The 23,044-nt window shown below is 57.9% G+C and carries 21 protein-coding genes; 9 read left to right on the forward strand and 12 right to left on the reverse strand.

The window, feature by feature from the left end; translation table 11 throughout:
- Positions 1–159: 159 nt before the first annotated feature.
- The 5 genes from FPL19_RS16190 (at position 160) to FPL19_RS16210 (ending at position 6,572) form a co-directional block, all read left to right on the forward strand.
- Entirely contained in the window at positions 160–1,653 is a 1,494-nt protein-coding gene (locus FPL19_RS16190) for a leucyl aminopeptidase (RefSeq protein ID WP_150914027.1), read from the forward strand.
- Positions 1,640–2,116 (forward strand): DNA polymerase III subunit chi, encoded by a 477-nt coding sequence (locus tag FPL19_RS16195; protein ID WP_150914029.1) that lies wholly within the window; start codon positions 1,640–1,642, stop codon positions 2,114–2,116. The genes FPL19_RS16190 and FPL19_RS16195 overlap by 14 nt, the downstream gene beginning before the upstream one ends.
- An 87-nt stretch (positions 2,117–2,203) precedes the next feature.
- Positions 2,204–5,056, forward strand: a complete 2,853-nt coding sequence (locus FPL19_RS16200; RefSeq protein ID WP_150914031.1) for a valine--tRNA ligase — start codon at positions 2,204–2,206, stop codon at positions 5,054–5,056.
- 3 nt (positions 5,057–5,059) lie between these two features.
- Positions 5,060–5,989: a ketopantoate reductase family protein gene (locus FPL19_RS16205; RefSeq protein WP_150914033.1), complete on the forward strand. Its 930-nt coding sequence runs from the start codon at positions 5,060–5,062 to the stop codon at positions 5,987–5,989.
- 25 nt (positions 5,990–6,014) lie between these two features.
- Positions 6,015–6,572, forward strand: a complete 558-nt coding sequence (locus FPL19_RS16210) for a cob(I)yrinic acid a,c-diamide adenosyltransferase (RefSeq protein WP_150914035.1) — start codon at positions 6,015–6,017, stop codon at positions 6,570–6,572.
- A gap of 14 nt (positions 6,573–6,586) precedes the next feature.
- Here the strand turns inward: FPL19_RS16210 and FPL19_RS16215 are convergent, their stop codons facing one another.
- The 4 genes from FPL19_RS16215 to FPL19_RS16230 all read right to left on the reverse strand — a co-directional run bounded on the left by FPL19_RS16215 (position 6,587) and on the right by FPL19_RS16230 (position 12,661).
- The gene (locus tag FPL19_RS16215; protein WP_150914037.1) at positions 6,587–8,617 is read right to left on the reverse strand and encodes a methyl-accepting chemotaxis protein; all 2,031 of its coding nucleotides are present in this window, start codon (positions 8,615–8,617) and stop codon (positions 6,587–6,589) included.
- Between the two features lie 107 nt (positions 8,618–8,724).
- Positions 8,725–9,612: a regulatory signaling modulator protein AmpE gene (ampE, locus tag FPL19_RS16220; protein WP_150914039.1), complete on the reverse strand. Its 888-nt coding sequence runs from the start codon at positions 9,610–9,612 to the stop codon at positions 8,725–8,727.
- A complete protein-coding gene (gene ampD / locus FPL19_RS16225; protein WP_225314458.1) occupies positions 9,612–10,238 on the reverse strand; it encodes a 1,6-anhydro-N-acetylmuramyl-L-alanine amidase AmpD in 627 nt (208 codons plus the stop codon). The genes ampE and ampD overlap by 1 nt, the downstream gene beginning before the upstream one ends.
- Before the next feature lie 104 nt (positions 10,239–10,342).
- Positions 10,343–12,661: a DUF1631 domain-containing protein gene (locus FPL19_RS16230; protein ID WP_150914041.1), complete on the reverse strand. Its 2,319-nt coding sequence runs from the start codon at positions 12,659–12,661 to the stop codon at positions 10,343–10,345.
- Positions 12,662–12,882: 221 nt separating this feature from the next.
- Here FPL19_RS16230 and nadC point away from each other — a divergent pair, with 221 nt between their 5' ends.
- Positions 12,883–13,725 carry a carboxylating nicotinate-nucleotide diphosphorylase gene (gene nadC, locus FPL19_RS16235; RefSeq protein WP_150914043.1) on the forward strand — a complete coding sequence of 281 codons (843 nt, stop codon included), beginning with the start codon at positions 12,883–12,885 and terminating at the stop codon, positions 13,723–13,725.
- A 14-nt stretch (positions 13,726–13,739) separates the two neighbouring features.
- Here nadC and FPL19_RS16240 read toward each other — a convergent pair whose 3' ends face one another.
- Genes FPL19_RS16240 through FPL19_RS16260 form a run of 5 tightly spaced genes read right to left on the reverse strand, consistent with a single transcriptional unit; the run spans position 13,740 to position 17,608 of the window.
- Entirely contained in the window at positions 13,740–14,078 is a 339-nt protein-coding gene (locus FPL19_RS16240; RefSeq protein ID WP_150914045.1) for a YqcC family protein, read from the reverse strand.
- Between the two features lie 45 nt (positions 14,079–14,123).
- Positions 14,124–14,921, reverse strand: a complete 798-nt coding sequence (locus tag FPL19_RS16245; RefSeq protein WP_150914047.1) for a ParA family protein — start codon at positions 14,919–14,921, stop codon at positions 14,124–14,126.
- A 43-nt stretch (positions 14,922–14,964) separates the two neighbouring features.
- Positions 14,965–15,663 carry a DnaA regulatory inactivator Hda gene (gene hda / locus FPL19_RS16250; RefSeq protein WP_150914049.1) on the reverse strand — a complete coding sequence of 233 codons (699 nt, stop codon included), beginning with the start codon at positions 15,661–15,663 and terminating at the stop codon, positions 14,965–14,967.
- Positions 15,660–16,217 (reverse strand): CDP-alcohol phosphatidyltransferase family protein, encoded by a 558-nt coding sequence (locus tag FPL19_RS16255; protein ID WP_150914051.1) that lies wholly within the window; start codon positions 16,215–16,217, stop codon positions 15,660–15,662. The genes hda and FPL19_RS16255 overlap by 4 nt, the downstream gene beginning before the upstream one ends.
- A gap of 32 nt (positions 16,218–16,249) precedes the next feature.
- Complete coding sequence (locus FPL19_RS16260; RefSeq protein WP_225314459.1) at positions 16,250–17,608, reverse strand: DUF2066 domain-containing protein; 1,359 nt, start codon at positions 17,606–17,608, stop codon at positions 16,250–16,252.
- Between the two features lie 179 nt (positions 17,609–17,787).
- Here FPL19_RS16260 and purM point away from each other — a divergent pair, with 179 nt between their 5' ends.
- The 3 genes from purM to FPL19_RS16275 all read left to right on the forward strand — a co-directional run bounded on the left by purM (position 17,788) and on the right by FPL19_RS16275 (position 20,324).
- Positions 17,788–18,852 (forward strand): phosphoribosylformylglycinamidine cyclo-ligase, encoded by a 1,065-nt coding sequence (gene purM, locus FPL19_RS16265; RefSeq protein ID WP_150914053.1) that lies wholly within the window; start codon positions 17,788–17,790, stop codon positions 18,850–18,852.
- Positions 18,849–19,529 (forward strand): phosphoribosylglycinamide formyltransferase, encoded by a 681-nt coding sequence (gene purN / locus FPL19_RS16270; protein ID WP_150914055.1) that lies wholly within the window; start codon positions 18,849–18,851, stop codon positions 19,527–19,529. The genes purM and purN overlap by 4 nt, the downstream gene beginning before the upstream one ends.
- A 78-nt stretch (positions 19,530–19,607) precedes the next feature.
- Complete coding sequence (locus tag FPL19_RS16275; protein WP_150914057.1) at positions 19,608–20,324, forward strand: DUF3108 domain-containing protein; 717 nt, start codon at positions 19,608–19,610, stop codon at positions 20,322–20,324.
- Here FPL19_RS16275 and FPL19_RS16280 read toward each other — a convergent pair.
- From FPL19_RS16280 to dcd, 3 genes are read right to left on the reverse strand one after another with little or no spacing between them, the layout of a single operon-like run.
- Positions 20,314–21,573 carry a valine--pyruvate transaminase gene (locus FPL19_RS16280; protein ID WP_150914059.1) on the reverse strand — a complete coding sequence of 420 codons (1,260 nt, stop codon included), beginning with the start codon at positions 21,571–21,573 and terminating at the stop codon, positions 20,314–20,316. The genes FPL19_RS16275 and FPL19_RS16280 overlap by 11 nt on opposite strands.
- Before the next feature lies 1 nt (position 21,574).
- Positions 21,575–22,174 (reverse strand): YjaG family protein, encoded by a 600-nt coding sequence (locus FPL19_RS16285; RefSeq protein WP_150914061.1) that lies wholly within the window; start codon positions 22,172–22,174, stop codon positions 21,575–21,577.
- 45 nt (positions 22,175–22,219) lie between these two features.
- Positions 22,220–22,786, reverse strand: coding sequence for a dCTP deaminase (gene dcd, locus FPL19_RS16290; RefSeq protein ID WP_150914063.1), 567 nt, complete (start codon positions 22,784–22,786; stop codon positions 22,220–22,222).
- Positions 22,787–23,044 lie beyond the last annotated feature (258 nt).

A 23,044-nucleotide genomic window follows, 5' to 3' on the forward strand; every position in this document is an offset into this window, starting at 1 on the left:
CCGGAGTCGCTGGAATTCACGATTCGCCGTATTCTATGTAACCTTGACGGTGAATGACAGGGTCCGTGGTTAACAAGCTGTCAGCGCTTGATAATTGGCGCCTAAAACCCAATGCTATAGCCGTTCGACAACGATTAAGCCGATTAATCTGGAGAAGCCATGAACTTTACGCTCAGCAGCAAACCCATTACCGACATCAAAGCCGACTGCCTGACAGTTGCCCTTCCCGAGAAAGGCACCTGGCCGGCCTCTACGGCCCGGGCGGACGAAGCGCTCGGCGGGTTGATTACCGAGCTGCAGAAAAACGGCGACGCCACCGGCAAAAACGCAACCACCACCCTGGTTCCGCTAAAAGATCAGCCTTGGAGCCGCCTGCTGATCGTCGGCACGGGCACCGACAAGGATCGCAGCCCGGCGAACTACCGCAAGGCACTGATAGCGGTTGCCACGCAAATCAAGGACGGTCCGTCGAAGCACGCTATCCTGGCGCTGTCCGATACGCCGGTTACCGGCCCTGAAGCCTCCGGCTCGGAAGCGGCCAAGCTCAGTCTGATCGGCCGCGCCCTGGAAGACCAGCTCTATCGCTTCAGCGGTTTCAAGAGTGAGAAACTGCCCCCCCGCAAACTGAGCAAGGTAACGGTTTCCGCCTCAGGCACTGGCAAGGCCCTGAAAGACTCGTTCAACCTGGGCCTGGCGACAGGTCGCGGCATGAATCTGACCAAGGACCTGGGCAATACACCGCCCAACGTCTGTCACCCTACCTGGCTTGCCGAGCAGGCGGAGAAACTCTCCAAGGATCACGACGTCATCAAGACGGAAATCCTGGATGAAAAGCAGATGAAAAAACTCGGCATGCACAGCCTGCTGTCGGTTTCCGCCGGCTCTGCCCAGCCCGCGAAGCTGATTGTCATGGAATACCGGGGCGGGAAATCCGATGAAAAGCCTTATGTCCTGGTGGGCAAGGGCATCACCTTCGATACCGGCGGCATCAGCCTGAAGCCCGGCGAAGGCATGGACGAGATGAAATACGACATGGGCGGTGCCGCCGCCGTGTTTGGTGCCATGCAGACCGTCGCCGAGACCAAACCGAAAATGAACGTGGTGGCCGTTATTGCCGCTGCCGAGAACATGCCCAGCGGCACCGCGACGCGGCCGGGAGATATTGTGACCTCAATGTCCGGGCAGACCATCGAGATTCTGAACACAGACGCCGAAGGCCGGCTGGTGCTGTGCGACGCCCTCACCTACGTGAAAAAGTTTGATCCGGAAGTCGTTGTGGATATGGCAACACTGACCGGCGCCTGCATTATTGCCCTGGGCAGCCACGCTACAGGCCTGTTGAGCAATAACGACGCCCTGGCCAACGATCTGCTTGCGGCCGGCGAGCGAGCTGGTGATCGAGCCTGGCGCCTGCCCCTGTGGGACGAGTACCAGAGCCAGCTGGACAGCAACTTTGCCGACATGCAGAACATCGGTGGCCGCCCGGCGGGCACCATCACCGCTGCCTGTTTCCTGTCCAGATTCGCCAAGGACTACCGCTGGGCACACCTGGACATCGCCGGCACAGCCTGGCTCTCCGGCAAGGCCAAGGGATCTACCGGTCGTCCGGTCCCCATGCTGGTCGACTACCTGATGTCCAATGTCGGAAGCTGATTCCGCAACTCAGGAGGAACGGAACCAGTCTTACTGGTTCCATATCCTTGCCCAGAACACCGCTGCCGCCCGTAACCTCCATACCGCCAAGCTTGTCGATAAAGCCTGGCAGCAGGGAGATCGGGTAGGCATCGTGTGCGATACGATGCAACACGCCCAGGAGCTGGACGACCTGTTGTGGAACTTCAGCCCTGATGCTTTTATTCCCCACCGCATTGTTCCCGACTCCGCGACGACCTGCACCGATCCCGTTGGCATTCTGCTTTGTCCGCCGGTTGCTGAGGACTGGGATACGGTGATTATTCTTTCGGACACGCTGCCCGCAGATGCCGACCGGTTTAAGCGGCTGGCTCTGGTTGCACAAAATGATGAGGCGGTGCTGGAGCAGGCGCGATCGCATTTCAAGCAATTAAGGGCGCTGGGAATTACGCCTCGGGTGCATGATCAGAGGAACCCTCGCTAGGCGTTCGCCGGACCACGGACGAGCATGTATAATCGTGCGTCTTAAATTTCCCCTGTGAATCAACCAAACGGTCACCAGCAGAACCCCATGGAAAAAACCTACCAGCCAGAAAACATTGAGCGCCAGTGGTATCAGAACTGGGAATCCAAAGGGTATTTCCGGCCCTCCGGCGAAGGCCAGTCCTACAGCATTGCCATTCCGCCGCCCAACGTCACCGGCAGCCTGCATATGGGCCATGCATTCCAGCACACGATTATGGATACGCTGACCCGTTTCAAACGCATGCAGGGCCGGAACACCCTCTGGCAAGTTGGCACCGACCATGCGGGCATCGCCACCCAGATGGTGGTGGAGCGTAAGCTCGCCGCCGAAGAAGACAAGTCCCGGCACGACCTCGGCCGTGAGGAATTCATCAAGCGCATATGGGACTGGAAGGCCGAATCCGGCGGCACCATCACCCGCCAGATCCGTCGCCTGGGCAATTCCGTCGACTGGGACCATGAACGGTTTACCATGGACGACGGGTTCTACAAAGCCGTCCAGGAAGTGTTTGTTCAGCTCTATGACGAAGGCCTGGTCTATCGCGGAAAGCGACTGGTCAACTGGGACCCCAAACTGCACACCGCTATTTCCGATCTGGAGGTGGAGAACAAGGAAGAAAAGGGCTTCTTCTGGCATCTGCGCTATCCATTGGCCGATGGCGAGACCACAAAAGACGGCAAGGATCACCTGATCGTTGCCACCACCCGCCCGGAAACCATGCTGGGGGACACAGCCGTTGCCGTCCATCCGGACGATGAGCGCTACCAGCACCTGGTGGGCAAATTTATCGAATTACCATTGGTCGGCCGCCGCATTCCCATCGTCGCGGATACCCACGCCGATCCCGAGAAAGGCAGCGGCTGCGTCAAAATCACCCCGGCCCATGATTTCAACGACTACGCCGTGGGCAAGCGAAACAATCTGGTAATGATCAATGTCATGACGCCGGACGCCTGCATCCGCTCCGTAGCGGAAGTGGTCAACCCGGATGGCAGCGAAAACACTGAGGTCGATGCCAGCCTGCCACAGGCTTATTCAGGCCTTTCCCGTGAAGAAGCCCGCAAACAGATTGTTGCGGACATGGAAAATCTGGGCCTGGTTGAGGAAGTCGAGGATCACGTGTTGAGCGTGCCCCGGGGCGACCGCTCCGGCCTGATCATAGAACCCATGCTGACCGATCAATGGTTCGCCGATGCCAAGACCCTCGCCAAGCCGGCCATCGAAGCCGTCGAGGACGGCCGCATCCAGTTTGTCCCCAAGCAATACGAGAACATGTACTTTTCCTGGATGCGGGACATTCAGGACTGGTGTATTTCCCGCCAGCTCTGGTGGGGCCACCGGATCCCGGCCTGGTACGACGCTGACGGCAACATCTATGTCGGCCGCAATGAAGAAGAAGTGCGCCAGAAGCATAACCTGAGCCCGGATCTTGCCCTGGAACAGGACGAAGATGTGCTGGACACCTGGTTCAGCTCCGCGCTCTGGACGTTTGGAACCCTGGGATGGCCGGAAATTACCGAACGCCTGAAGTCCTTCCACCCCACCGACGTGCTGGTGACCGGCTTCGACATCATCTTCTTCTGGGTCGCCCGGATGATCATGATGACCATGCACTTCATGAAAAACGAGGACGGCACGCCCCAGGTACCGTTCCATACGGTTTACGTGACCGGCCTGATCCGCGATGAACACGGCGACAAGATGTCCAAATCCAAGGGCAACGTGATCGACCCGCTGGACATGATTGACGGTATCGGCCTGGATCCCCTGCTGGAAAAACGCACCGGCAACCTGATGCAGCCAAAGCTGGCGGAGAAGATCGCCAAGCGCACCAGGAAAGAATTCCCTGAGGGGATCACCGCCCACGGCACCGACGCTCTTCGCTTTACCCTGGCATCCATGGCCACCACAGGCCGTGATATCAACTGGGACATGAAGCGCCTGGAAGGCTACCGCAACTTCTGTAACAAGCTCTGGAACGCGGCCCGCTACGTGCTGATGAACACCGAGGGAGAGGACTGCGGCGTCAACGATGAGCCGGTCAACCTCTCACTGGCCGATCGCTGGATCATCAGTGAACTGCAGCGCTGCGAACAGGACGTGATCCGTCATCTCGACCAGTATCGCTTTGACCTTGCGTCCTATGCGCTCTATGAGTTCATCTGGAACGAATACTGTGACTGGTATCTGGAGCTTTCCAAGCCGGTTCTTACCGACGACAACGCCAGCACAGAAGCCAAGCGCGGCACGCGCCGCACGCTGGTTCGCGTGCTTGAGGCGGTTCTGCGGCTTGCCCATCCCATCATGCCGTTTATCACCGAAGAGATCTGGCAACGGATCGCGCCCCTGGCAGGCAAACAGGGCGACAGCATCATGCTGCAGCCCTACCCCCAGCCAGACAGCGGCAAACAGGATGATGAAGTCACCGCCGACATTGAATGGCTCAAGGGCGTGATACTGGCGGTACGCAATACCCGGGGCGAGATGAATATCTCCCCGGCGAAACAGATCCCGGTGCTGCTGCGCAGCAAGAACCCGGACGACAAGCGCCGTATGGACGAAAATCGCCAGTTCCTGATGTCGCTGGCCAAGCTGGAAACGCTGGACTGGTTTGACCAGGGCGAGCCGCCCATGTCTACCACGCAGCTGGTTGGCGATATGGAAGTGATGGTGCCCATGGCCGGCCTGATCGACAAGGACGCAGAACTCAAGCGCCTGGACAAGGAACTGGAGCGGCTTCAGAAAGAGGTCGCCCGCCTGGAAGGCAAGCTCGGAAACGAGAAGTTCACCGCCAAAGCGCCTGCAGACGTAGTTGAGAAGGAAAAACAGAAGCTTTCCGAAGCAGCCGGCAATGTTGAACGCCTGACGGAGCAGCGGTCCGCCATCGAGGCGATGTAAGCCATGCCCGCCAGAGCCGACACCGCATTAAAGGATGGCCCCATCGCCATCCTTGGCGCCGGCTCTCTGGGCAGACTCTGGGCCGGCTATCTTCCTGCCGGCCACGCTGTTTTTTTCAGCCATCCGCCCCGGCCAGTGTCCGGCCCGATCCATTACCGTCTGAAACACCCGGACGGCGCCGAATCCATCTGCCAGATACCGGTCATCACCCTGACCGGCGCCCGCCCTTACCTGTTGCTGGTTACCACAAAGGCGGGTGACACCGTCGATGCCCTGGAACGGGCCTTGCCCTCTCTGCCAACCCAGTTGCCTATCATACTTTTCCAGAATGGACTGGGATGCCAGCAGGCAGTGGCAGGTCGTTGGCCAGATCGCCCGGTTCTGGCCGCCAGCACCACTGAAGGCGCCAATCGGCCCGAAGAGGAATTGCTCGTACACGCCGGGCGTGGGCAGACATGGCTTGGCGCGCTGACCGATTCCGGTCGATATTGCGTCGCCGCGGCAGTAGCGCAACTGCAATCAAGCGGGCTAGCCATCGAAGCAGAGCCGGATATCCATCAGCGACTTTGGGACAAGCTGGTGGTCAATTCAGGCATCAACGCCTTTACGACAATTCTCGACTGCCCGAACGGAGATATCCTGGTGGACCCGTTTTTCCTGGAGCATATTGATGATCTAAGCGAGGAGATAGCTCAGGTCATGGCCACGGAAACCCGACGCCCCTTGTCAGCAGAAGAGGTCCGCAAGCGGATCTATACGGTGGCCACCAGCACCGCAGAAAACACCTCTTCCATGCGCAGCGACCGCCAACGCGGACGATCAACGGAAATCGACGTGATCAATGGTTATATCGTAGAACGGGGAAAAGCTGCCGGCATCGCAACGCCAGTGAACCAAATGCTTGTCCGGCGGGTAAAAGATCTGACGGAATAAATCCAACCAATCCAGGAGTTGCATCATGGGCAATCGTCTATCGAAAATTTACACACGTACAGGAGACGATGGGTCCACGGGCCTCGCCGACGGCAATCGCATCGCCAAGAACGCGCAGCGCGTTGAAGCCATGGGTACGGCGGATGAGCTGAACTGCCATATTGGCTTGTTGATAGAAACTTTGGATTCCGGCGATGCACTGATCGAGACCCTTCGCCGTATCCAGCACCACCTGTTTGACCTGGGCGGAGAGTTTGCCATTCCCGGCAGCAAGGTGATCGGTGACGATCATATCCAATGGCTCGAAAACACCCTGGACACCCACAACGAGAATCTGCCACCGCTGAAGAACTTCGTACTGCCCGGCGGGTCACCCGCGGCCGCCCAATGCCATATGGCTCGCGCTGTTTGCCGGCGTGCGGAACGGGTCGTGGTGGCACTCAGCCACGAGGATTCCATCAACACGGAATCCCGCCATTACCTGAACCGGCTGTCGGATCTGCTATTCGTGATCGCAAGAAACCTCGCGCGCCGGGACGGCGGCGAGGAGATCCTGTGGGAACAGAAGAAGTCAGGACTCTGATCGTCCTGGGGTCATCAGACCCTGAAGGCTTCGACCAGGCGTTGCAGAGAAGCGGTCAGATCAGACATCTCCCGCGATGAAGCCAGGGTTTCTTCGGCGTTGTCAGCCGTGGTCTGACCCAGAACACTGATCTGCTCCACGTTGGTGTTGACGTTTTTCGCCACCGCAGACTGCTCTTCTGCTGCCTGGGCGATCTGATGGCTCATGTCCACAATCATGGAGATGCCCTGGGCAATCCGGTCCAGCGCCTCAGTGACTTCCGTTGATTTGGTGACCGTCGCTTCCGTGACTTCGTGGCTGTTGGTCATGGCACTGACTGCGTCCTTCACACCGCTCTGCAGACGGGAAATCATACCCTCGATCTCTTCCGTCGACTTGTGGGTGCGCTGGGACAGTGAACGTACTTCATCGGCGACAACCGCAAAGCCGCGCCCCTGCTCACCAGCACGGGCCGCCTCGATTGCCGCGTTCAGCGCCAGCAGGTTGGTCTGCTCTGCAATCGCCTTGATCTCTACCAGCACCTGGCTGATGTTGTCGCTATCCTTGTTTACCCGGTTGATCACTTCGACCGCGCCGGCTATTTCGGTGGCCAGCTTGTTAATAGTGCCAACCGTATCCGCAACAACCTGTCGGCCTTTTTCCGTATCAGCCTCTGCACTGCCGGCACTGTCGGCGACGCGATGAGCGCTCTCGGTGACCTCATTGACGGCCTCTACCATCTGGTTCATGGCTTCATTGATCTGGCCGGATTCTTCCATCTGTCGGGCAACCGCCTGGCTGTTGGCCGTTGCGGTGTCGTTCACACGCGAGGCCTGCTGATCCACATCCGAGGTTGTGCTACTGACGGCACGGATAAGCTCGGCCATCTTGTCGGTCATATTATTGAATTCCGTTGTAAGCTCGCCCAGCTCATCCCGGTTTTCCAACTCGATATGGGTTGTCATATCGCCTGCTGCCACTGACCTTGCCGCCTCGCTGAAACGGCTAATGGCATTGCGCACCGACATAAAAAAGCCGATGTACAGATAGACGACGATCAACAGGACAATAACCAGTGAGGCTATGATCAATCGGCGCTGGGAAACCTCGGCATCAAGCCTGGAGTCCAGATTCTGGCGAACCACATCGAAAATCGCGGCGTTGGCCTGATTGAAATTTTCCAGCTCGCTCTCGATAAAGCTATTGAAATCCTGGAAGGACATTTCCAGACGCATGGGCGTGATCACATTAATGTCCAGCATGTCCCGCACCCTGATCAGACTGCCGGACACTTCCGCAAATTCATCGCCGGCGGATTGTTCCAGTTTTGGCGAAGCGTCCAACACCACGTCCAGTGACGGAGCCAGAAGGCTGGCCTGATTGGTCAGTTGATCATAAATTCCGTTCAGCGCATCACTCAGGCCATAACCCACCTGCCCTGACAATAATGCAGAGCCGCCGAAAGCCCGGGCGCGGCCTATAACGGTGCGGGCATCCGGCAGTGTCTCGTTTACCAGACCCAGCAGAAGCAGGTTTTCCCGGGATCCGTCCTGGCCAAGACCGGAACTCTCAATGGTGGCAGACAAAAGCGCACGGACCTTCTGAACGAACTGCTGGTAGTACTTGAACTGGGGATCAATGTTGCTCTGGTAGGCGTCCTCGGTGACCAGAGTCTGCCAATCTGACTGCAGCTGTTCTATCTGCGCTGTCCAATTGCCCGAGACATCAAAGCGAACATCTGCCGCAAGCAACTCTTCAAGAAGCGAATTGATGCGATCCCTGGCCTCGTCTGACTTTGCCAGAAGCGCAGGGTCATCCTTTATTTTGCCCGGGGCCCGAAAATCCCGGTAAGCCATTGACTGGCGCAACAGCAGGTCGACCGTCTCCAGCTGCTCAAGACCTTCGACGCCCCGTGTCATGGTGTCGACTGAGCGATTGAGTTCGCTGATAACCAGCCATGCCAACATGATGATCGGCAGCAGGAAAAGAACACTGATGAGGCTGAACTTATAAAACATGGGCAGCCGATTCATCAGTGACACAGCAGGTTTGATCAGCAGCTTCACATATACCCCCGGGACCTTATTGTTCGTTCTACTACGTTAGTCGGCTAAGGTACTACAAAGTTGAGAGTTTTTTTGCTTAAAAATGTAAATTCTCTATTTCAAACCGATCAGACAATACCCGCAATAACCAAGAGCGCGAGAGCGCATATCCAGACAAGCATACTACGGTTCATCAGACCCCGGATTGCCGCCAGGCTTCTGTCGCCAAAATCCGGCCAGGCTTCGTGGTGCAATTCCGAAAAGCGCTCCGGCTCCAGTTCATACCCGCTGAGCGCACTGTTGGCCGCGGACATCAACGTCTGTCTGGGATCCCCGCGCAGGGAGAAAACAGCGGATTTCCCGGTCTTCAGCCAGCCCGGCAGATCACCGGCAATACCAAACGTCAGCGCCAGCAACCTGGCAGGCAGGAAGTTTACTCCGTCGGCAAGACGACCAAACCCGCTCCTCGCCGCAGCGTGGGGCCAATGGTCCCTGAGGGCGACAAGACCTCTGGCAACAAATGCACCACCAATTCCGGCAACGACATACCAGAATGCAATGGCAAAATAGCGTTCAAAAATAACACCCACCAGTGTGCGGGACAGCGCCCGGTGCATCTCTTCCGGAGATGACGCGGCACCTCGTTCCGCAGGCGGCAGAAAATGACTGACCTTGTGCCAGGCTCCCTGCATGTCACCGTTTCTCCAGGCGGTGGCGTACTGTTCAAGCATCTCGACCAGCCCGGGCGCACCCATCATCCAGAGCAGCAGCACAAGGGCCAAAGGATGCACGGCAAACGACCACCCCGAGTGGCGCAAAGCAATTTCAATGGAAACGAGCAAGACCGCAGGCAATGCAACCAACAGAAGTCCGCGTAGCAGGCCGGCCTCCCGGCCCGGCGATACGGTATGGGCCCCGGAAAAGCCTTTGCGCCACAGAGGGTCCGCCGCAAACAGGTTCGCCTGATCCAGCCTGCGACGAAGTACATAGGCTGCCAGAAACACGACAAATTCCATTAGGCGCTGCTCCTTCCATTCAGAACCTGCGCCAGTCGCGTATGGAACCTGGACCAGTCGAAAGCGGGCCCGGGATCGGTTTTCCTGCCCGGGGCTATATCACTGTGGCCGGTTACGCGGTCCCGGGTGATTTCGGGCCAGGCCGCCATAATCCTCGCCGTAAGCTCTGTTAAACGCTTGTACTGCGGGTCGGTATAGGGAATATCGTCCGTCCCTTCCAATTCGATCCCGATGGAAAAGTCGTTGCATTCATCCTCACCCTGAAAACTGGACCTCCCCGCATGCCAGGCACGGTCAAGCAGGTTCACAAACTGTATAGCGGAACCATCCCGCCGGATCAGAAGATGCGATGACACCTTCAGGTCGGCGATGGTCTGAAAATAGGGATGCGCGGAGGGATCAAGCCGGTTACAGAAAAAACGCTCAATCGCGTCGCCGCTGAAGTGTCCGGGTGGCAGACTTATATTATGAATCACAAGTAGCGAAGGCGGGATTCGGTCGGGCCGGTTATTGTAGTTGGGAGAAGCGCACCAGCGGGCATCGGGAACGAGTCCGGTCGTCCGCAATTCGCGGGCATGTTCGTGCAGTTCGGAGTCTGTTATTTCAGGCGCGTTGAGGTCAGGCAAGGTGTTTCCATCAGGCTGGAGATGTTACGGGTTTCTACCTGATTGAAGCACAAACGCGGGCACCATGCGAATGCCCGGGGACCATGAACGCCAGGGGAGCCGGATCAGTCTTTGCGGTTGCTCCGGAGGTTATCAATGATGGACTCCAGAGCCCGGTCAAAGATCAGGCCGTCGTCCAGCATAACGATTTCATCTTGTTCCAGAGACCGGGCCAGTTCTTCCCGGTGATACTCCGCGACCTTGGCGCCGCTGCGATTAACGAAAATGTACTTGCCGGTTGCTTTGATAAATGCCGCGAGTTTGCAGCGGGTTTTACTGCCATCCCGCGTCAGTTCAATCCAGGAACCAACACGCATGCTGTCAGCGCGCTCAAGCCACTGGGTCTGAATCTCTGATTCAACAGCGGCAGCAGGTGCCTGGCTCGCCTGTGGTGACTCGGGAATTTGTGGTGACTGCGGTAGCTCCGCCGCCTCGGGTGTTTTCGGCGCTGAAGGTTGCTCCTGCGTTGCCTCCGGCTCCGGGACAATCTCCGGCTCCGGGGCGACCTCATGCTGCGGTGTGGCCTCAGGCTGCTTTTTCGGGTGTGTCACCAGGCGCTGGAACACGTCCACATGGGCAAGTTCCAGGTCACGAATGGCTGCGTCAGTGGCAAAGGGATCCCAGGAAATCTCCTGAAGGGCAGATCGCAGGCCGTCAACAATGCCGGGAATGGCTTTAAGCAAATCGCTACGCGTGTCGTCCGTCACCGGCTGTGGATCGACGCTCCAGACCAGGCTCTCGGTCAGTCGTCTTGCCTTGTGCCACTGATCACTCTCCTCGCCTTCGCGCAGAACCACCCACTGAAGGTATCTGACCAGCGCTTCATCAAGAAGGCGGATCACCGACTGTGGCAGCTCTCGTCCTTCCTGAACTTCATCCAGAAGCGTGCGGGCGGCATCAGAGGCTCTTTCCTGACGGGCACGACCCTCTTCCGCATCCTTGAGGCGCTGTTCAACCAATTCCCGACGGCGCCGGTCCAGATCCATGAAGTGGCCGAAATCGTTGAGGAGTTCGGTGAACAGTTCCACGTTATCGGTGTATTCGTTAAGCACCCGATCGACAACCGATTCGATTTTATCCCTGAGCGGGTCTCTCTGACCGGGCTTTTTTTCTGCCCAGCCCATCGCTGCGAGGGCCAGCTCATTGAGCAGCTTCCGAACCGGGTGACCACCCCGGTTGAAGAAATTCTTGTCGCTGAGTGCAACCTTCAATACCGGAATCTGCAGCCGGCTGATGATCGCTTTCATGGCGGGGTGGAGCTGACGGTCCTCAAGAATGAAGTCGAACAGCATGGACACCAGATTGATCACGTCGCTGTCGACCTGGCCGGCGGTCACCCGCTGGCCCCGCTCATCGACGAAGATCGGCTGAAGCTGGCCGGACAGAGGGACGATTTCATCGGAGCTGTGCGCCGTCGCTTCGGACTGGATATTGTTCAGGCGAGCCATCAGTGTGTCGGTATCAAGTACGCCAGCGCCTCCGGAACCGACTGGCCCGCCCACACCGGTGTTACCACCCTGTCCACCGTGCAAAAGCGCGCTCAGCTCAGAGAAAGTCGCCTTCACGTCCGAGGAACCGGTGCTACCTTGGGCCGACTGGCCAGCGTGTCCGCCATGAACGCCCTGGTCCTCGCTGGAGCCCTGAGTCCGGGGGGAAGGCGCATTGCCAGAGGGACGGGGGGCTTTTCCCCCGATGGGCGGACGCTTCATGTCGGGCAGAACGCCCTCGGCAATCAGAGTTTTGTTGGCGTTCTTGTAGAAATCGCCAAGTATTCCGCCAAGCAGGCGATCGAAAAGCTTGAGCACCACCAGCTTGGCGCGAATATCAATATCAAGGTCCGAACAGGCGTCCGCCAGTCCACCGCAGATAACTTCCGGGCTTAGTGGCATCTGGCTGTCTTGGAGCTTGATGGAAGGCACCAGATGAGCGACTCGCACGTTCAATAAACGGATAGCCTCGGAATTCTGGCTTCGAAGTTTGTTGATCAGGTTGTCTATTGCCACCTGCTGCTCGAGCTGGGAGTGATCGACAAGGCTGAGAGAATCCTGATCCACCTCATCAAGGGAACCCGAGCCCCCTTTGGGCGCGAACTGACCGATCTCGTTGAAAGCGCTGCTGACGTATTGCAGGACTGATACTGTCATGCTCTTTCGGCGCAGGCGAAGTTCCCGCATTGCGTCAAAATAGGCGGTCTGATCCTGATTCGTGCCCGCCTTGTCAGCAAGTTCGAACAATGCGTCGTCTGCCTGATCAAAAAACTCGGACATCACCGCTTTCAACGACTGACCAGATACGTCACGCAAACGTACCAATGCCGCCGGAAGGCTGAACCTTTGCGGAATACTCTGATTTTTCAGGTTAACGACTTTCCGGTCCTGTGCCATGCGGCTACTCCAGACGTGAGCGGTAGGAGATACATACGCCAATGGTAAGCCCGCAGCACGTCAGCTTGTGTCAGAATTTGTCACCTTTTGTGTTTAAGTGATGGCCTTCACAGTTTAGCACCCTGACGGTGACGGGTTTGGAGAAACCGGCGATGGGCGATAAAATCCCGGAACCGGCCGAAATTCCGTTTTCAACCTTCTTTTCTATTTCAGGAAACTGCATGAAATATGACGACCTGATGCATCAGTCCCGCGTCCAGGCGGTTGCCCAGAGCCTCCAGGAAGATATCGGCTCCGGAGATATCACGGCGCAGCTGATACCCGCCGACCGTATCAGCCAGGGCCATGTCATAACCCGTGAAGGGGCCGTTATAGCCGGCAGCGCCTGGGTCGATGAAGTCTTCCTACAGGTGGACCCGACCGTGACATTAAACTGGCAAACCCGAGACGGCGAGGCCGTACACCCCGGACAGATCCTGTTTACCATGACCGGCAATGCCCGCAGCCTGTTGACGGCAGAGCGCAGCGCCCTGAACTGGCTTCAGGCCCTCTCCGGCACGGCAACCGTGTGTGCAGACTATGCCGCCATGGTTGCCCACACCGGCGTCAAACTCCTGGACACCCGCAAGACCATTCCGGGCCTACGCCTGGCGCAGAAATACGCGGTGACCTGCGGCGGCTGTCATAACCACCGGTTCGGCCTCTGGGACGCGTTCCTGATCAAGGAAAACCACATTGCTGCCTGTGGTTCCATTGCCAATGCTGTTGCCGAAGCAAGGCGGATTGCGCCGGACCGGCCCGTTGAAGTGGAAACCGAAAACCGGGATGAGCTGGAACAGGCACTGGAGGCAGGCGCCGACATCATCATGCTGGATGAGTTTTCACTGGAAGGCATGCGGGAAGCGGTGCACCTGACCGGCTCGGCAGCGAAACTTGAAGCATCGGGCGGCATAAGCGAGCGAACGCTGGTCGCGATTGCAGAAACCGGTGTTGACTATATTTCAATCGGGGCTCTGACCAAGGACATCCGGGCGATCGATCTGTCGATGCGCCTGGATTCGTAACACTGGCGGCGGTTTCAGCCACCGCCGGATAAAAGCCGGTCCATCTCCTCAAGTTGCTTGATCAGGCTTTTTCCGGATTCCGGCCGGGCCCTGAAGTGCTCCTCGGCCATGGGCGCCATGCCGGAGACCTGGGGCAAGGGTCGATCTGCCTCGATCAGAACGGTCATGCGGCGGATGAAAACAAACTGGAGCCACTGGGTAAACTCCAGCCGGTCAACGGCAAACGGCTGAGTACTCTGCATGGCTTCCGCGGGTGGCGGCTGGTTTTCCCACAGCCCCAACTGCCGCAGTTCCATCTCGATCTGGATAAGGCTGTCAGCCACTCTTGCAATATGGTCGGATGAACCCGACATTGAGCTCCCCTTCTGATTTCTGTCTTTTCTGAATTGTTGCGCTTGTCAGTCAGCCAGCGGTTCCAGCTCGACTTTCTCACCATGCAGCACGGCAAACAGGTTCTCGTACTGGACGGTCAGCGGATGTTTCGGCGCCATGTGAATCAGCGGCTTCCTCGCCTGATGGGATTCCTTCATTTTCACCGAACTGGACAACCTGACGGGCAGAACCGGCAGCCCCTCGTCCATCAGTTCACGAACCAGCTGTTTTGGCAGGCTGGCGCGAGGCTGGAACTGGTTTGCCACAATGCCTTCAACGACCAGGTCTTCATTGTGATCTTCCTGAAGTTCCTGAATTTCGTGCAGAATGCTGTACAGCGCCTGACGCGAGAAATCGTCACAGTCGAACGGAATGAGGCAGCGTTCCGCGGCAATAAGCGCAGAGCGTGTATAAAAATTCAACGCCGGCGCAGTGTCGATATAGATGGCGTCGAATGACTCACTGAGTTTCTTCAATGCCTCGCGCAGCTTGTAAATTTTGTGCTTCGCTTCCAGCTTGCGCTCGAGAAAATCCAGCTCTGGACTTGATGGCATCACAAACAGATTGTCAAAAGGTGTTGCGTGAACGAATTCATCCGGCCGACGGTTGAATACGGTGAATGCAACCGTCTGCTCCAGGTAATCAGCTACCGTGTCCTTCAGCTCTGAGGCTGACTTGCCCAGAAGGTACTGTGTGGAGTTGCCCTGGGGATCCAGATCCACAACCAGTGTCCGTTTGCCTCTGGCAGCACTGATTGCTGCAAGATTGCAGGTGATGCTGGATTTACCCACACCGCCTTTCTGATTGAATACCACGCGCCTCATTCTAATCCCTCCCTTCTGTGGTGTTTGTTTCGTCCGATGTTCATTACCAGTCCATCACCGACTTCACAAACGGGATGGTCAGTCGCCTCTGCGCCTTCAGTGAATTGTCATCAAGCCTGTCCAATACCGCCAGCAGATCTGCCAGCCGTCGCGGTGCCCGCTTCAGAATAAAAGCCGCCACGTCCTCATTGACACTCAGCCCCCGCTGCTCGGCCCTGGCCACCAGGATGCGCATGCGATCGTCATCCCGGTTAATTCCCATCTGCACCTGCAGGCCGTGCTGAAGACGGGAGATAAGGTCAGGAAGCAGGAATGGCAAGTCTGCGGGCAGATCCGTCAGACTGATCACCAACTGCCCGCCCTGATCATTGACGCGATTATACAGATGAAAGACGGCTTCCTCCCATTCCGGTCGACCGGCAATGGTATCAAGGTCGTCAAGGCAGACAACGTCATTCATCTCCAGGCCACTCAGTGCCTCCGGCCCGAAGGGCAGGAACTCCTCCATGCTCAGGCACACGGCGGGGCGCTGTGACTGCTCGGCGAGATGGCAGACCGCCTGCAGCAGGTGGCTTTTGCCCGTATCCTGATCACCACACACAATAATTGAGGGGATGGAACTGCCCTGCTCGACTGCCGCCCTTAGGCGGGCCGACGCTGTTGAATTGCGTTCGCCGTGAAAATTGTCGAACCGGGCGTCGTCCCTCAGTTTCACGCCCAGCGCTAGCTGTCCTGCGCTCACGACTGAACGGCCCTCCAGGCTTTCAAACCCCAGACAACCAGGTAATGGGCACCGCTTAGGACCGCTGACGCGGCCACCAGATCGATGCCCACCTCTATTACCCAGGGCTGCATCGGCAGACCCGCCAGCAGCACAATGATGGCGAGCGCCACCAAAATCTGGATCATGGTATTAAACTTGCCCGGCAGGCTCGGCTGCATGTCGAATCGTCCGATGCCGTAGTGATAGGCCAGACCGCCACAGACGATCAACAGATCCCGCCCAAGTATCAGCCAGAAAAGCCACTGCGGAAGCACCCCGGTGAGCGTCAGCATAAGGTACGCCGCAATCAGCAGAGCCTTGTCTGCAAGGGGATCAGCGATGGCCCCCAGCCGCGAGTGCCAGTTAAACGCCCGGGCAAGGAAGCCGTCGAAAGCATCGGTAGCGGCGGCAACAAAAAAGATAATCAATGCAACACTATAATCCCTCGACCCGAGTGCGACGGCAAAGGGCAATACCAGCAGGAGCCGCAGGAACGTCAGCGCGTTCGGAATCCAGCGCCAGTTCTGACTCATAGCGGTCTCCCCCGAAGCCTCAGGCTGCCTGATTAATCGCGGCTCTCGCCTGCACCGCCCGACACGACGGACGTTGCGGACTGCCAGCGATAATGAAGCACCTGGTAAAGTGACTCGAAGGCCTTCTCGGCATCTTCCTCTTCCGCCATCAGCATTTCAGCATCATAGAATGCATTGGAAGACGTCCCCGCTATGGGCGACGTTCCGTTTACAGTGACTGGCGAAGATGTTGAAGCAGAGCCCGGCAACTGACTGGCCGGAGCTGCGTTTATCGACGGGGCTGGCTTCTGGCCGTCAGGGCCGCCGTTGTTCTGCTCCGGATCTGCGGGAAGTCGCGAAACCTCGGCCTCGGAGAGTGGAACCAGGCGAGGGTCCAGCGCGATATAACGTTTAAGCTGCTCTATTTCACCGGAGAAGGTCACTCTAAGGGTAACTTTGCCATTCCTGGTTCCTGTCGCATCAGCGCTCTGGACGGGTGAAAGATTTTTAAGCGCTCGGTTTGCACCGGCGTAATCTGCAAAGCCACTGATGCCATGCAGTACAATCTCCACCTGTGGTGATTCGCCCACGTCGTCACTGTCTACCGCATAGCGTTTTGCGAAGGTGCTGGCCCACTCGCCTACCACCGCAGAGGCCAGTGCCTGCGGATCAGAGGCCGTCACTGACTGCTCCGCTCCGCCAAGCTCCATCCCGTCGAACACCCAGCCCGCGCGCCATTCACTCCCCGCGCGGCTGACGCGGACAAGGGAAATCAAATCGTGGTTGAGCGTTTCCGATGCCGACCGGACATTACCGGTAAACTGGCCCCAGATATCAGACATCAGTTCACGACGATCAGCGTAACTGGCAGGTGGCAGTGCCACCGGGAGGCCGCGATTCTCGGCCGCTTTCATGAAGGCATCCCGCCAGATCGATTTTTCTTCCGGGGTCGCGATCTGGTGGAGCAGCGTCCGGGAACCATTGGCCTCGACCGCAATCCAGGCAAGAATCAGTGGCCGATTAGCTCCCCAGACCGGCGCGTCAATTGAGGCCAGGGCCCTGTTTACACCCACGGCGCCAAAGGCCATCTGTAATCGGTTTCCATCCTCGGAACGAAGGAACTGGTAGGACTGAAGCAGGGATTCCGCGTCGTCCAGCAATGCCTGGGCGCCCTCCTGGGCAAGCACGTCCTGGGAACCGGACACTCTGACGAACACCCGGCTCAGGCCATCGGCATAGCCCTGGGCCAGGTCGTCCGGCTGGGAGCTGGACACGGGCACTTCAACCGAATAGAGCCCGGGCACGGTGACCGCTGAAACCGGTGCCGCAAACAGCAACGTCGTTGCGAGCATGGCGGCTACACGGCCGATTTTCTTCGCTATTCCCATCGGGGACATTCCTGAGCCTTGCATGAATCTTCCTGGAAATCGTGTGAATGCCGCCTAGGATACACCATGGTCCAGGCTGAAAGTAGCAACCGGGGATTGCCAGATTTCAATAAACAATTGCATTTGGAGCCCCATCCCGCACCTGTTAAAATCCGCCGCCTGTCTCTTATCCCAATTCCACAGCCCAACTGGTTAATCACCCCATGAGCGAAGACAAGCCCTCCCTCACCTACCGCGACGCTGGCGTTGACATCGACGCGGGCAACGAACTCGTCAACCGGATCAAGAACACCGCTGCCAGGACCCGCCGACCGGAAGTCCTCGGTGGCCTGGGTGGCTTCGGTGCCATGGTGGCTATACCCCCGGGTTATCGTGAGCCGGTGATGGTTTCCGGTACGGATGGCGTGGGCACCAAGCTGCGCCTGGCCATGCAGCTTCAGAAACACGACACCATCGGCATTGATCTGGTGGCCATGTGCGTGAATGACCTGGTGGTTGGTGGTGCCGAACCGCTCTTTTTCCTCGACTATTACGCCACCGGCAAACTCAATGTCGATGTCGCGGCCCAGGTGGTAGACGGAATCGGTCGGGGCTGCGAGCTGTCCGGCTGTGCCCTTGTGGGTGGTGAAACCGCCGAAATGCCCGGCATGTATGAAGGCGACGATTACGATCTGGCTGGCTTCTGCGTGGGTATCGCCGAGCGCAGCGAGATCATTGATGGCAACCGGGTACAGGCGGGCGATGTTCTGCTGGCCCTGGGTTCCTCTGGGCCCCACTCCAACGGGTACTCGCTGATCCGCAAGATTCTGGAGGTCAGCAACGCCGATCTGGACCAGACCATTGGCGGAACTACCCTGGCGAATGCGCTGATGGCGCCCACCCGCATCTACGTGAAAAATCTGCTTCAGCTGATCAAGGAAGTGGATGTGCGCGCCCTGTCCCACATCACGGGGGGCGGACTTCCCGAAAATATCCCGAGAGTACTACCGGATGGCACGGTTGCCGCCATTGATACGGCCAGCTGGGAACTTCCGGCCGTGTTTGAATGGCTGAAGAATGCTGGCGGCGTCGCCAGCGAGGAAATGTACCGGACCTTTAACTGCGGAATCGGCATGATCGTCTGCGTGCCAGCCAACCAGAAAGAATTGGCGCTGGACACCCTGAACGCGCTGGGCGAGAACGCCTGGCAAGTGGGCGAAATCGAGGCCGCCGAAGATAACTCGGCGTCCGCATCTGTGCGTTATGCACCGGGGCTGTTGGCGGTATGAAGGCAGATCCGGTAGACGCTCCGCGCATCCTCGTACTGGCCTCCGGCGCCGGAACCAACCTGCAGGCGCTGATTGACGCCAGCCAGGAACGGGATTTTCCCGGCAAGATCGTGGCGGTGGGCTGTAACCGGCCCAACGCCTTCGCCCTTGAGCGGGCCGCCCAGGCCAATATCGAGCACTTCACGGTCGATCATACCCGCTATGACACACGGGAAGAGTTCGACGGCATGCTGATGGCAGAAATTCGCCGACGCAATCCGGACCTCATCCTTCTGGCAGGCTTCATGCGGATCCTGACCACGGACTTCGTTCGCGCCCTGCGCGGGACCCTGCTTAATGTCCACCCCTCACTGCTGCCCAAATATACCGGCCTGAACACCCATCAACGGGCGCTGGACGCCGGAGACAGCATTCACGGCACATCCATCCATTTCGTTACGGAACAGCTGGATGGCGGCCCGGTCATCGCCCAGGCCCAGGTTCAGATTGCCTGGGACGATACTGCCGAGACCCTGGCGGAGAAAGTCCAGGCGAAGGAACACCTGCTCTACCCGATTGTGGTCAAATGGTTTTGCGAAGGCCGCATACAGCTGGGCTCAGACCAGGTCATCTTTGACGGCCAGCCCCTGGATCAACCCATGGTGCTTCCGGACGAGCCCGCAACTGCTGGCGGCTGATTAAACATATCGTCATCGTCCGGGCGCCGGACAGGCGTTATGCTGGTATGGCTAACGAATTCGGAACGGACGACGACCATGATGAAACTGCCCCTTACCCTGCTTCTGCTAGTCGCTACCGGCATTGCCTCAGCCTCTGAGAAAGGCTCGGAGGCGTCATTGGTGCCCCTGGAAGTCAGCTACAAGGCATCCATGGAAAAGGGCATCACCCTGGACGGGTCTGCCCGTCGCTCGCTGCAGCAGCGGGACGATAGCACCTGGGTGTATCGAACCGATGTGGATTCCTTCATCGCCGATATCGACGAGTCTCTGATCTTTCGGTGGGAGGATGGGCAGGTGGTGCCACTGCGTTATCGTTACAGTCTTTCAGGGTTTCTGATCAAAGACCGCAAGCAGGCCATCGATTTTGACTGGGAAAACGGACGCGCCACCGGCCATTACCGCGGCGACAAATTCTCGCTACCGCTGGAGAAAGGCGCAATGGACCCGATGGGCTACCAGTTGCAGTTGCGTCAGGACATCAAAGATGGCAAAACGGAAATGACCTACCGGGTAATCGACAAGGGCGACTACGACACCGATCGGTTTGCCGTCATTGATGAAGAAACCATCAATGCCAGCGGAGATTCGATACAGACGGTCAAAACAGAAAAGGTGCGAGCAAGCGACAGTAAACGCAAGACCCTGATGTGGTTCGCTCCGGACCAGAATTTCCTGCTGGTTCGGCTGCTGCAGGTAGAGCCCGATGGCAGCGAGTATGAACTCAGCATCGACGAGGCGACTTTCAAGCCCTGAGTGATTTCACCTCATCGGCAATGATGCGAAGACCCTCTGCGACCCGGTCATCGTCCTGGGAATAGGTCACTCGCAGGCATTCATGACGGTGCTTCCAACCATCATCCGGCAGGCCCGGGAAGAAATAATGCCCGGATACCACCAACACGCCTCTGGCCTTTAACCGTTGGTAAAGCTCCAGGCTTGTAATGGGAAGGTCCGGGAACCACAGCCATAAAAACATGGCGCCTTCGGGTTTGTGGACATACCAGCGGCAGGTGTCCTCACCCATTGCCTCACGGAATACGGTGACCGCTTTTTCCATTTTTGCCCGATAAAACGGACAGACGACATCGCGACTGAGCGCCAGGATCTCGCCGGACTTTACCAGCGGCTCGGCCACCATGGCGCCAAAACTGCCGGTCGCCAGGTTCATGATGGCGTTGATACTCGACAGCGCCTTGATCACCGGCTCTGACGCTATCACGATGCCGGTTCTCGCCGCCGGAAGGCCCAGCTTGGACAGACTCAGGCAAAGTATAATCTGATCGTTCCAGTGGGGTGTGGCGTCTACAAACATCAGGCTGGGAAAGGGGGTGCCGTAGGCGCCGTCGACGATCAGTGGAATATCGTGCTGCCGCGCCATGGCTTCGAGCCGATTCAACTCTTCATCGGTAATCACGTTGCCCGTCGGGTTGGTGGGCCGGGATACACAGATCGCACCGGTTTCACCGGTTACTTCCACGGCATCAAAATCCACCCGGTACTTGAATTCGTGGGCATCAGTAAAAGAGATATCCGGCTGCACCGCCCGGAACAGATCCGGCTCGATGCCCGCATCGGCGTAGCCAATGTATTCCGGCGCCAGAGGCAGCAGAATGTGCTTGTGCTGGTCCTCGCCGTACCGGCCGCCAAACATGTTGAAGAGCATGAAGAAAGCGGCCTGGCTGCCATTGGTCAGGGCGATATTTCCCGGCTTCAGCCCCCAGCCATATTCGCTATTCAGCAGGTCCACCAGAGAGGCAATGAAATGCTTTTCGCCCTGGGGCGGATCGTAGATTCCCACCACCCGGCGCACATCGTCTTCACTGCGGCTCATGTCACCGAGAATCTGCTGAACCCGCTGCTGGATCTCCGGGATATGGCCGGGGTTGCCCCCGCCCATCATGATCATGTCGTCACCGGAGGCGAGCGCGTTACCCAGGTCATCCATCAGTGAGGTAATCCCGGAATCGGCGGTAAACTTCTGTCCGAAATTCGAAAACTTCATATCAGTCGCTCAGGGATATTCCCAGGTTGCTGACACCGTCGTTGGCGGCGTCAGTGCGAATGCGTTCAACAAACTGGGTGGTCGGTGTGCGCTGGCGTTTGAATTCCAGCACCAGCTCCCGCTGGAACACTTTGTCTTCTTTCATCAGCGGGTGCTGCTCCAGCAAGCGGACCAGCTCGTCCTCGTCGAGGTCTTCCCCTTCCGACAGTTCGATAAAATTCATCACGGTGGCGGTGGCCATCTGGGATGCTTCTGTAGCCCGGTGCTTAGAAGGATTCAGGCGGTTCAGCAGTGCCTGCTCCAGAAGCTGGCAGAAATCGAACGCCGGATAGACGCCATAGGCGTCGTAGGCGTTCACATCCGGGGAAAGGGTTTCCAGTTTGGCCAGAAGTTGGGGAATGGCCGCTTCGGAGGCGTCTTTTTGCAGCATTTCCCAGCTAAGATCGAGCAATTGCCGCATTTTGCCGCCGGTCTTCAGGCCTACCGCATCGGCAAAAAGGGCATAGTTGGGGAATGACCGCTCCGCCAGCGCCATAAGAAACGTGAACTCCCGCCATCCCTGAAGCTGGGACACGGCTTTAAGAAACTGGTTGGCGTTCACTTGGGGGCAATTCCGGTCATGTGCGAGGCCTTGGGGTTCGGGGAATCAGGTTCGGGGAAGAGTCACGCCTGTCTGCCCCAGGTATTTACCGCCGCGGTCCTTGTAGCTGGTTGCGCAGACTTCATCGGATTCGAAGAACAGCATCTGCGCCACGCCTTCGTTGGCGTAAATTTTCGCAGGCAGGTTGGTGGTGTTGGAAAATTCCAGGGTTACCTGTCCTTCCCACTCCGGCTCCAGGGGAGTAACGTTCACGATGATGCCGCAACGAGCATAGGTGGACTTGCCCAGGCAGATGGTGAGCGTGCTCCGGGGAATCCGGAAATATTCGACGGTGCGTGCCAGCGCAAAGGAGTTGGGCGGGATTATGCAGACGTCACCGGTGTAGTTAACGAAGCTGTTTTCGTCGAAATTCTTGGGATCGACGGTGGCCGAGTGGACGTTGGTGAAGATTTTGAATTCGTTGCTGCAACGCACATCATAGCCGTAGCTGGACGTTCCATAGGAGATGACCCGGCCTTTTTCGTTCTCGCGGACCTGATCAAATTCGAATGGCTCAATCATTCCCTGTTCCTGGGCCATCCGGCGGATCCAGTGGTCGGACTTTATGCTCATTGGTGGTGTCTCGTTTCCGTCTGAAAAAGTGGCAGTAGTTTACCTGTTCGGCGGGTGACTGTCGAAGCTTTGGCGGCGTCTATCTACCGTTTGACTCGGGGCTGCGGCCACGGAGAGGGTCAGTTCGAAACACGCCGCGAATACGTCCCTGTAGGCTTGAGAAAAACATCCATGTTTTTCACAGTTTCGAACTCACCCTCTCCGCGGCCGCGATCTGACTCTTGTCGGGGACTCCACTTCGCCGTGCCGAATCTCGGT

The organism is Marinobacter halotolerans, from assembly GCF_008795985.1.
In the GTDB taxonomy this organism is placed as follows: Bacteria; Pseudomonadota; Gammaproteobacteria; order Pseudomonadales; family Oleiphilaceae; genus Marinobacter; species Marinobacter halotolerans.

Excerpts from the sequence above, each read along its gene's own strand:
- FPL19_RS16190 (WP_150914027.1), top strand. The coding sequence starts at position 160 with ATGAACTTTACGCTCAGCAGCAAACCCATTACCGACATCAAAGCCGAC.
- FPL19_RS16195 (WP_150914029.1), top strand. The coding sequence starts at position 1,640 with ATGTCGGAAGCTGATTCCGCAACTCAGGAGGAACGGAACCAGTCTTAC.
- FPL19_RS16200 (WP_150914031.1), top strand. The coding sequence starts at position 2,204 with ATGGAAAAAACCTACCAGCCAGAAAACATTGAGCGCCAGTGGTATCAG.
- FPL19_RS16205 (WP_150914033.1), top strand. The coding sequence starts at position 5,060 with ATGCCCGCCAGAGCCGACACCGCATTAAAGGATGGCCCCATCGCCATC.
- FPL19_RS16210 (WP_150914035.1), top strand. The coding sequence starts at position 6,015 with ATGGGCAATCGTCTATCGAAAATTTACACACGTACAGGAGACGATGGG.
- ampE (WP_150914039.1), bottom strand. The coding sequence starts at position 9,612 with ATGGAATTTGTCGTGTTTCTGGCAGCCTATGTACTTCGTCGCAGGCTG.
- FPL19_RS16230 (WP_150914041.1), bottom strand. The coding sequence starts at position 12,661 with ATGGCACAGGACCGGAAAGTCGTTAACCTGAAAAATCAGAGTATTCCG.
- nadC (WP_150914043.1), top strand. The coding sequence starts at position 12,883 with ATGAAATATGACGACCTGATGCATCAGTCCCGCGTCCAGGCGGTTGCC.
- FPL19_RS16240 (WP_150914045.1), bottom strand. The coding sequence starts at position 14,078 with ATGTCGGGTTCATCCGACCATATTGCAAGAGTGGCTGACAGCCTTATC.
- FPL19_RS16245 (WP_150914047.1), bottom strand. The coding sequence starts at position 14,921 with ATGAGGCGCGTGGTATTCAATCAGAAAGGCGGTGTGGGTAAATCCAGC.
- FPL19_RS16255 (WP_150914051.1), bottom strand. The coding sequence starts at position 16,217 with ATGAGTCAGAACTGGCGCTGGATTCCGAACGCGCTGACGTTCCTGCGG.
- FPL19_RS16260 (WP_225314459.1), bottom strand. The coding sequence starts at position 17,608 with ATGCAAGGCTCAGGAATGTCCCCGATGGGAATAGCGAAGAAAATCGGC.
- purM (WP_150914053.1), top strand. The coding sequence starts at position 17,788 with ATGAGCGAAGACAAGCCCTCCCTCACCTACCGCGACGCTGGCGTTGAC.
- purN (WP_150914055.1), top strand. The coding sequence starts at position 18,849 with ATGAAGGCAGATCCGGTAGACGCTCCGCGCATCCTCGTACTGGCCTCC.
- FPL19_RS16275 (WP_150914057.1), top strand. The coding sequence starts at position 19,608 with ATGATGAAACTGCCCCTTACCCTGCTTCTGCTAGTCGCTACCGGCATT.
- FPL19_RS16280 (WP_150914059.1), bottom strand. The coding sequence starts at position 21,573 with ATGAAGTTTTCGAATTTCGGACAGAAGTTTACCGCCGATTCCGGGATT.
- dcd (WP_150914063.1), bottom strand. The coding sequence starts at position 22,786 with ATGAGCATAAAGTCCGACCACTGGATCCGCCGGATGGCCCAGGAACAG.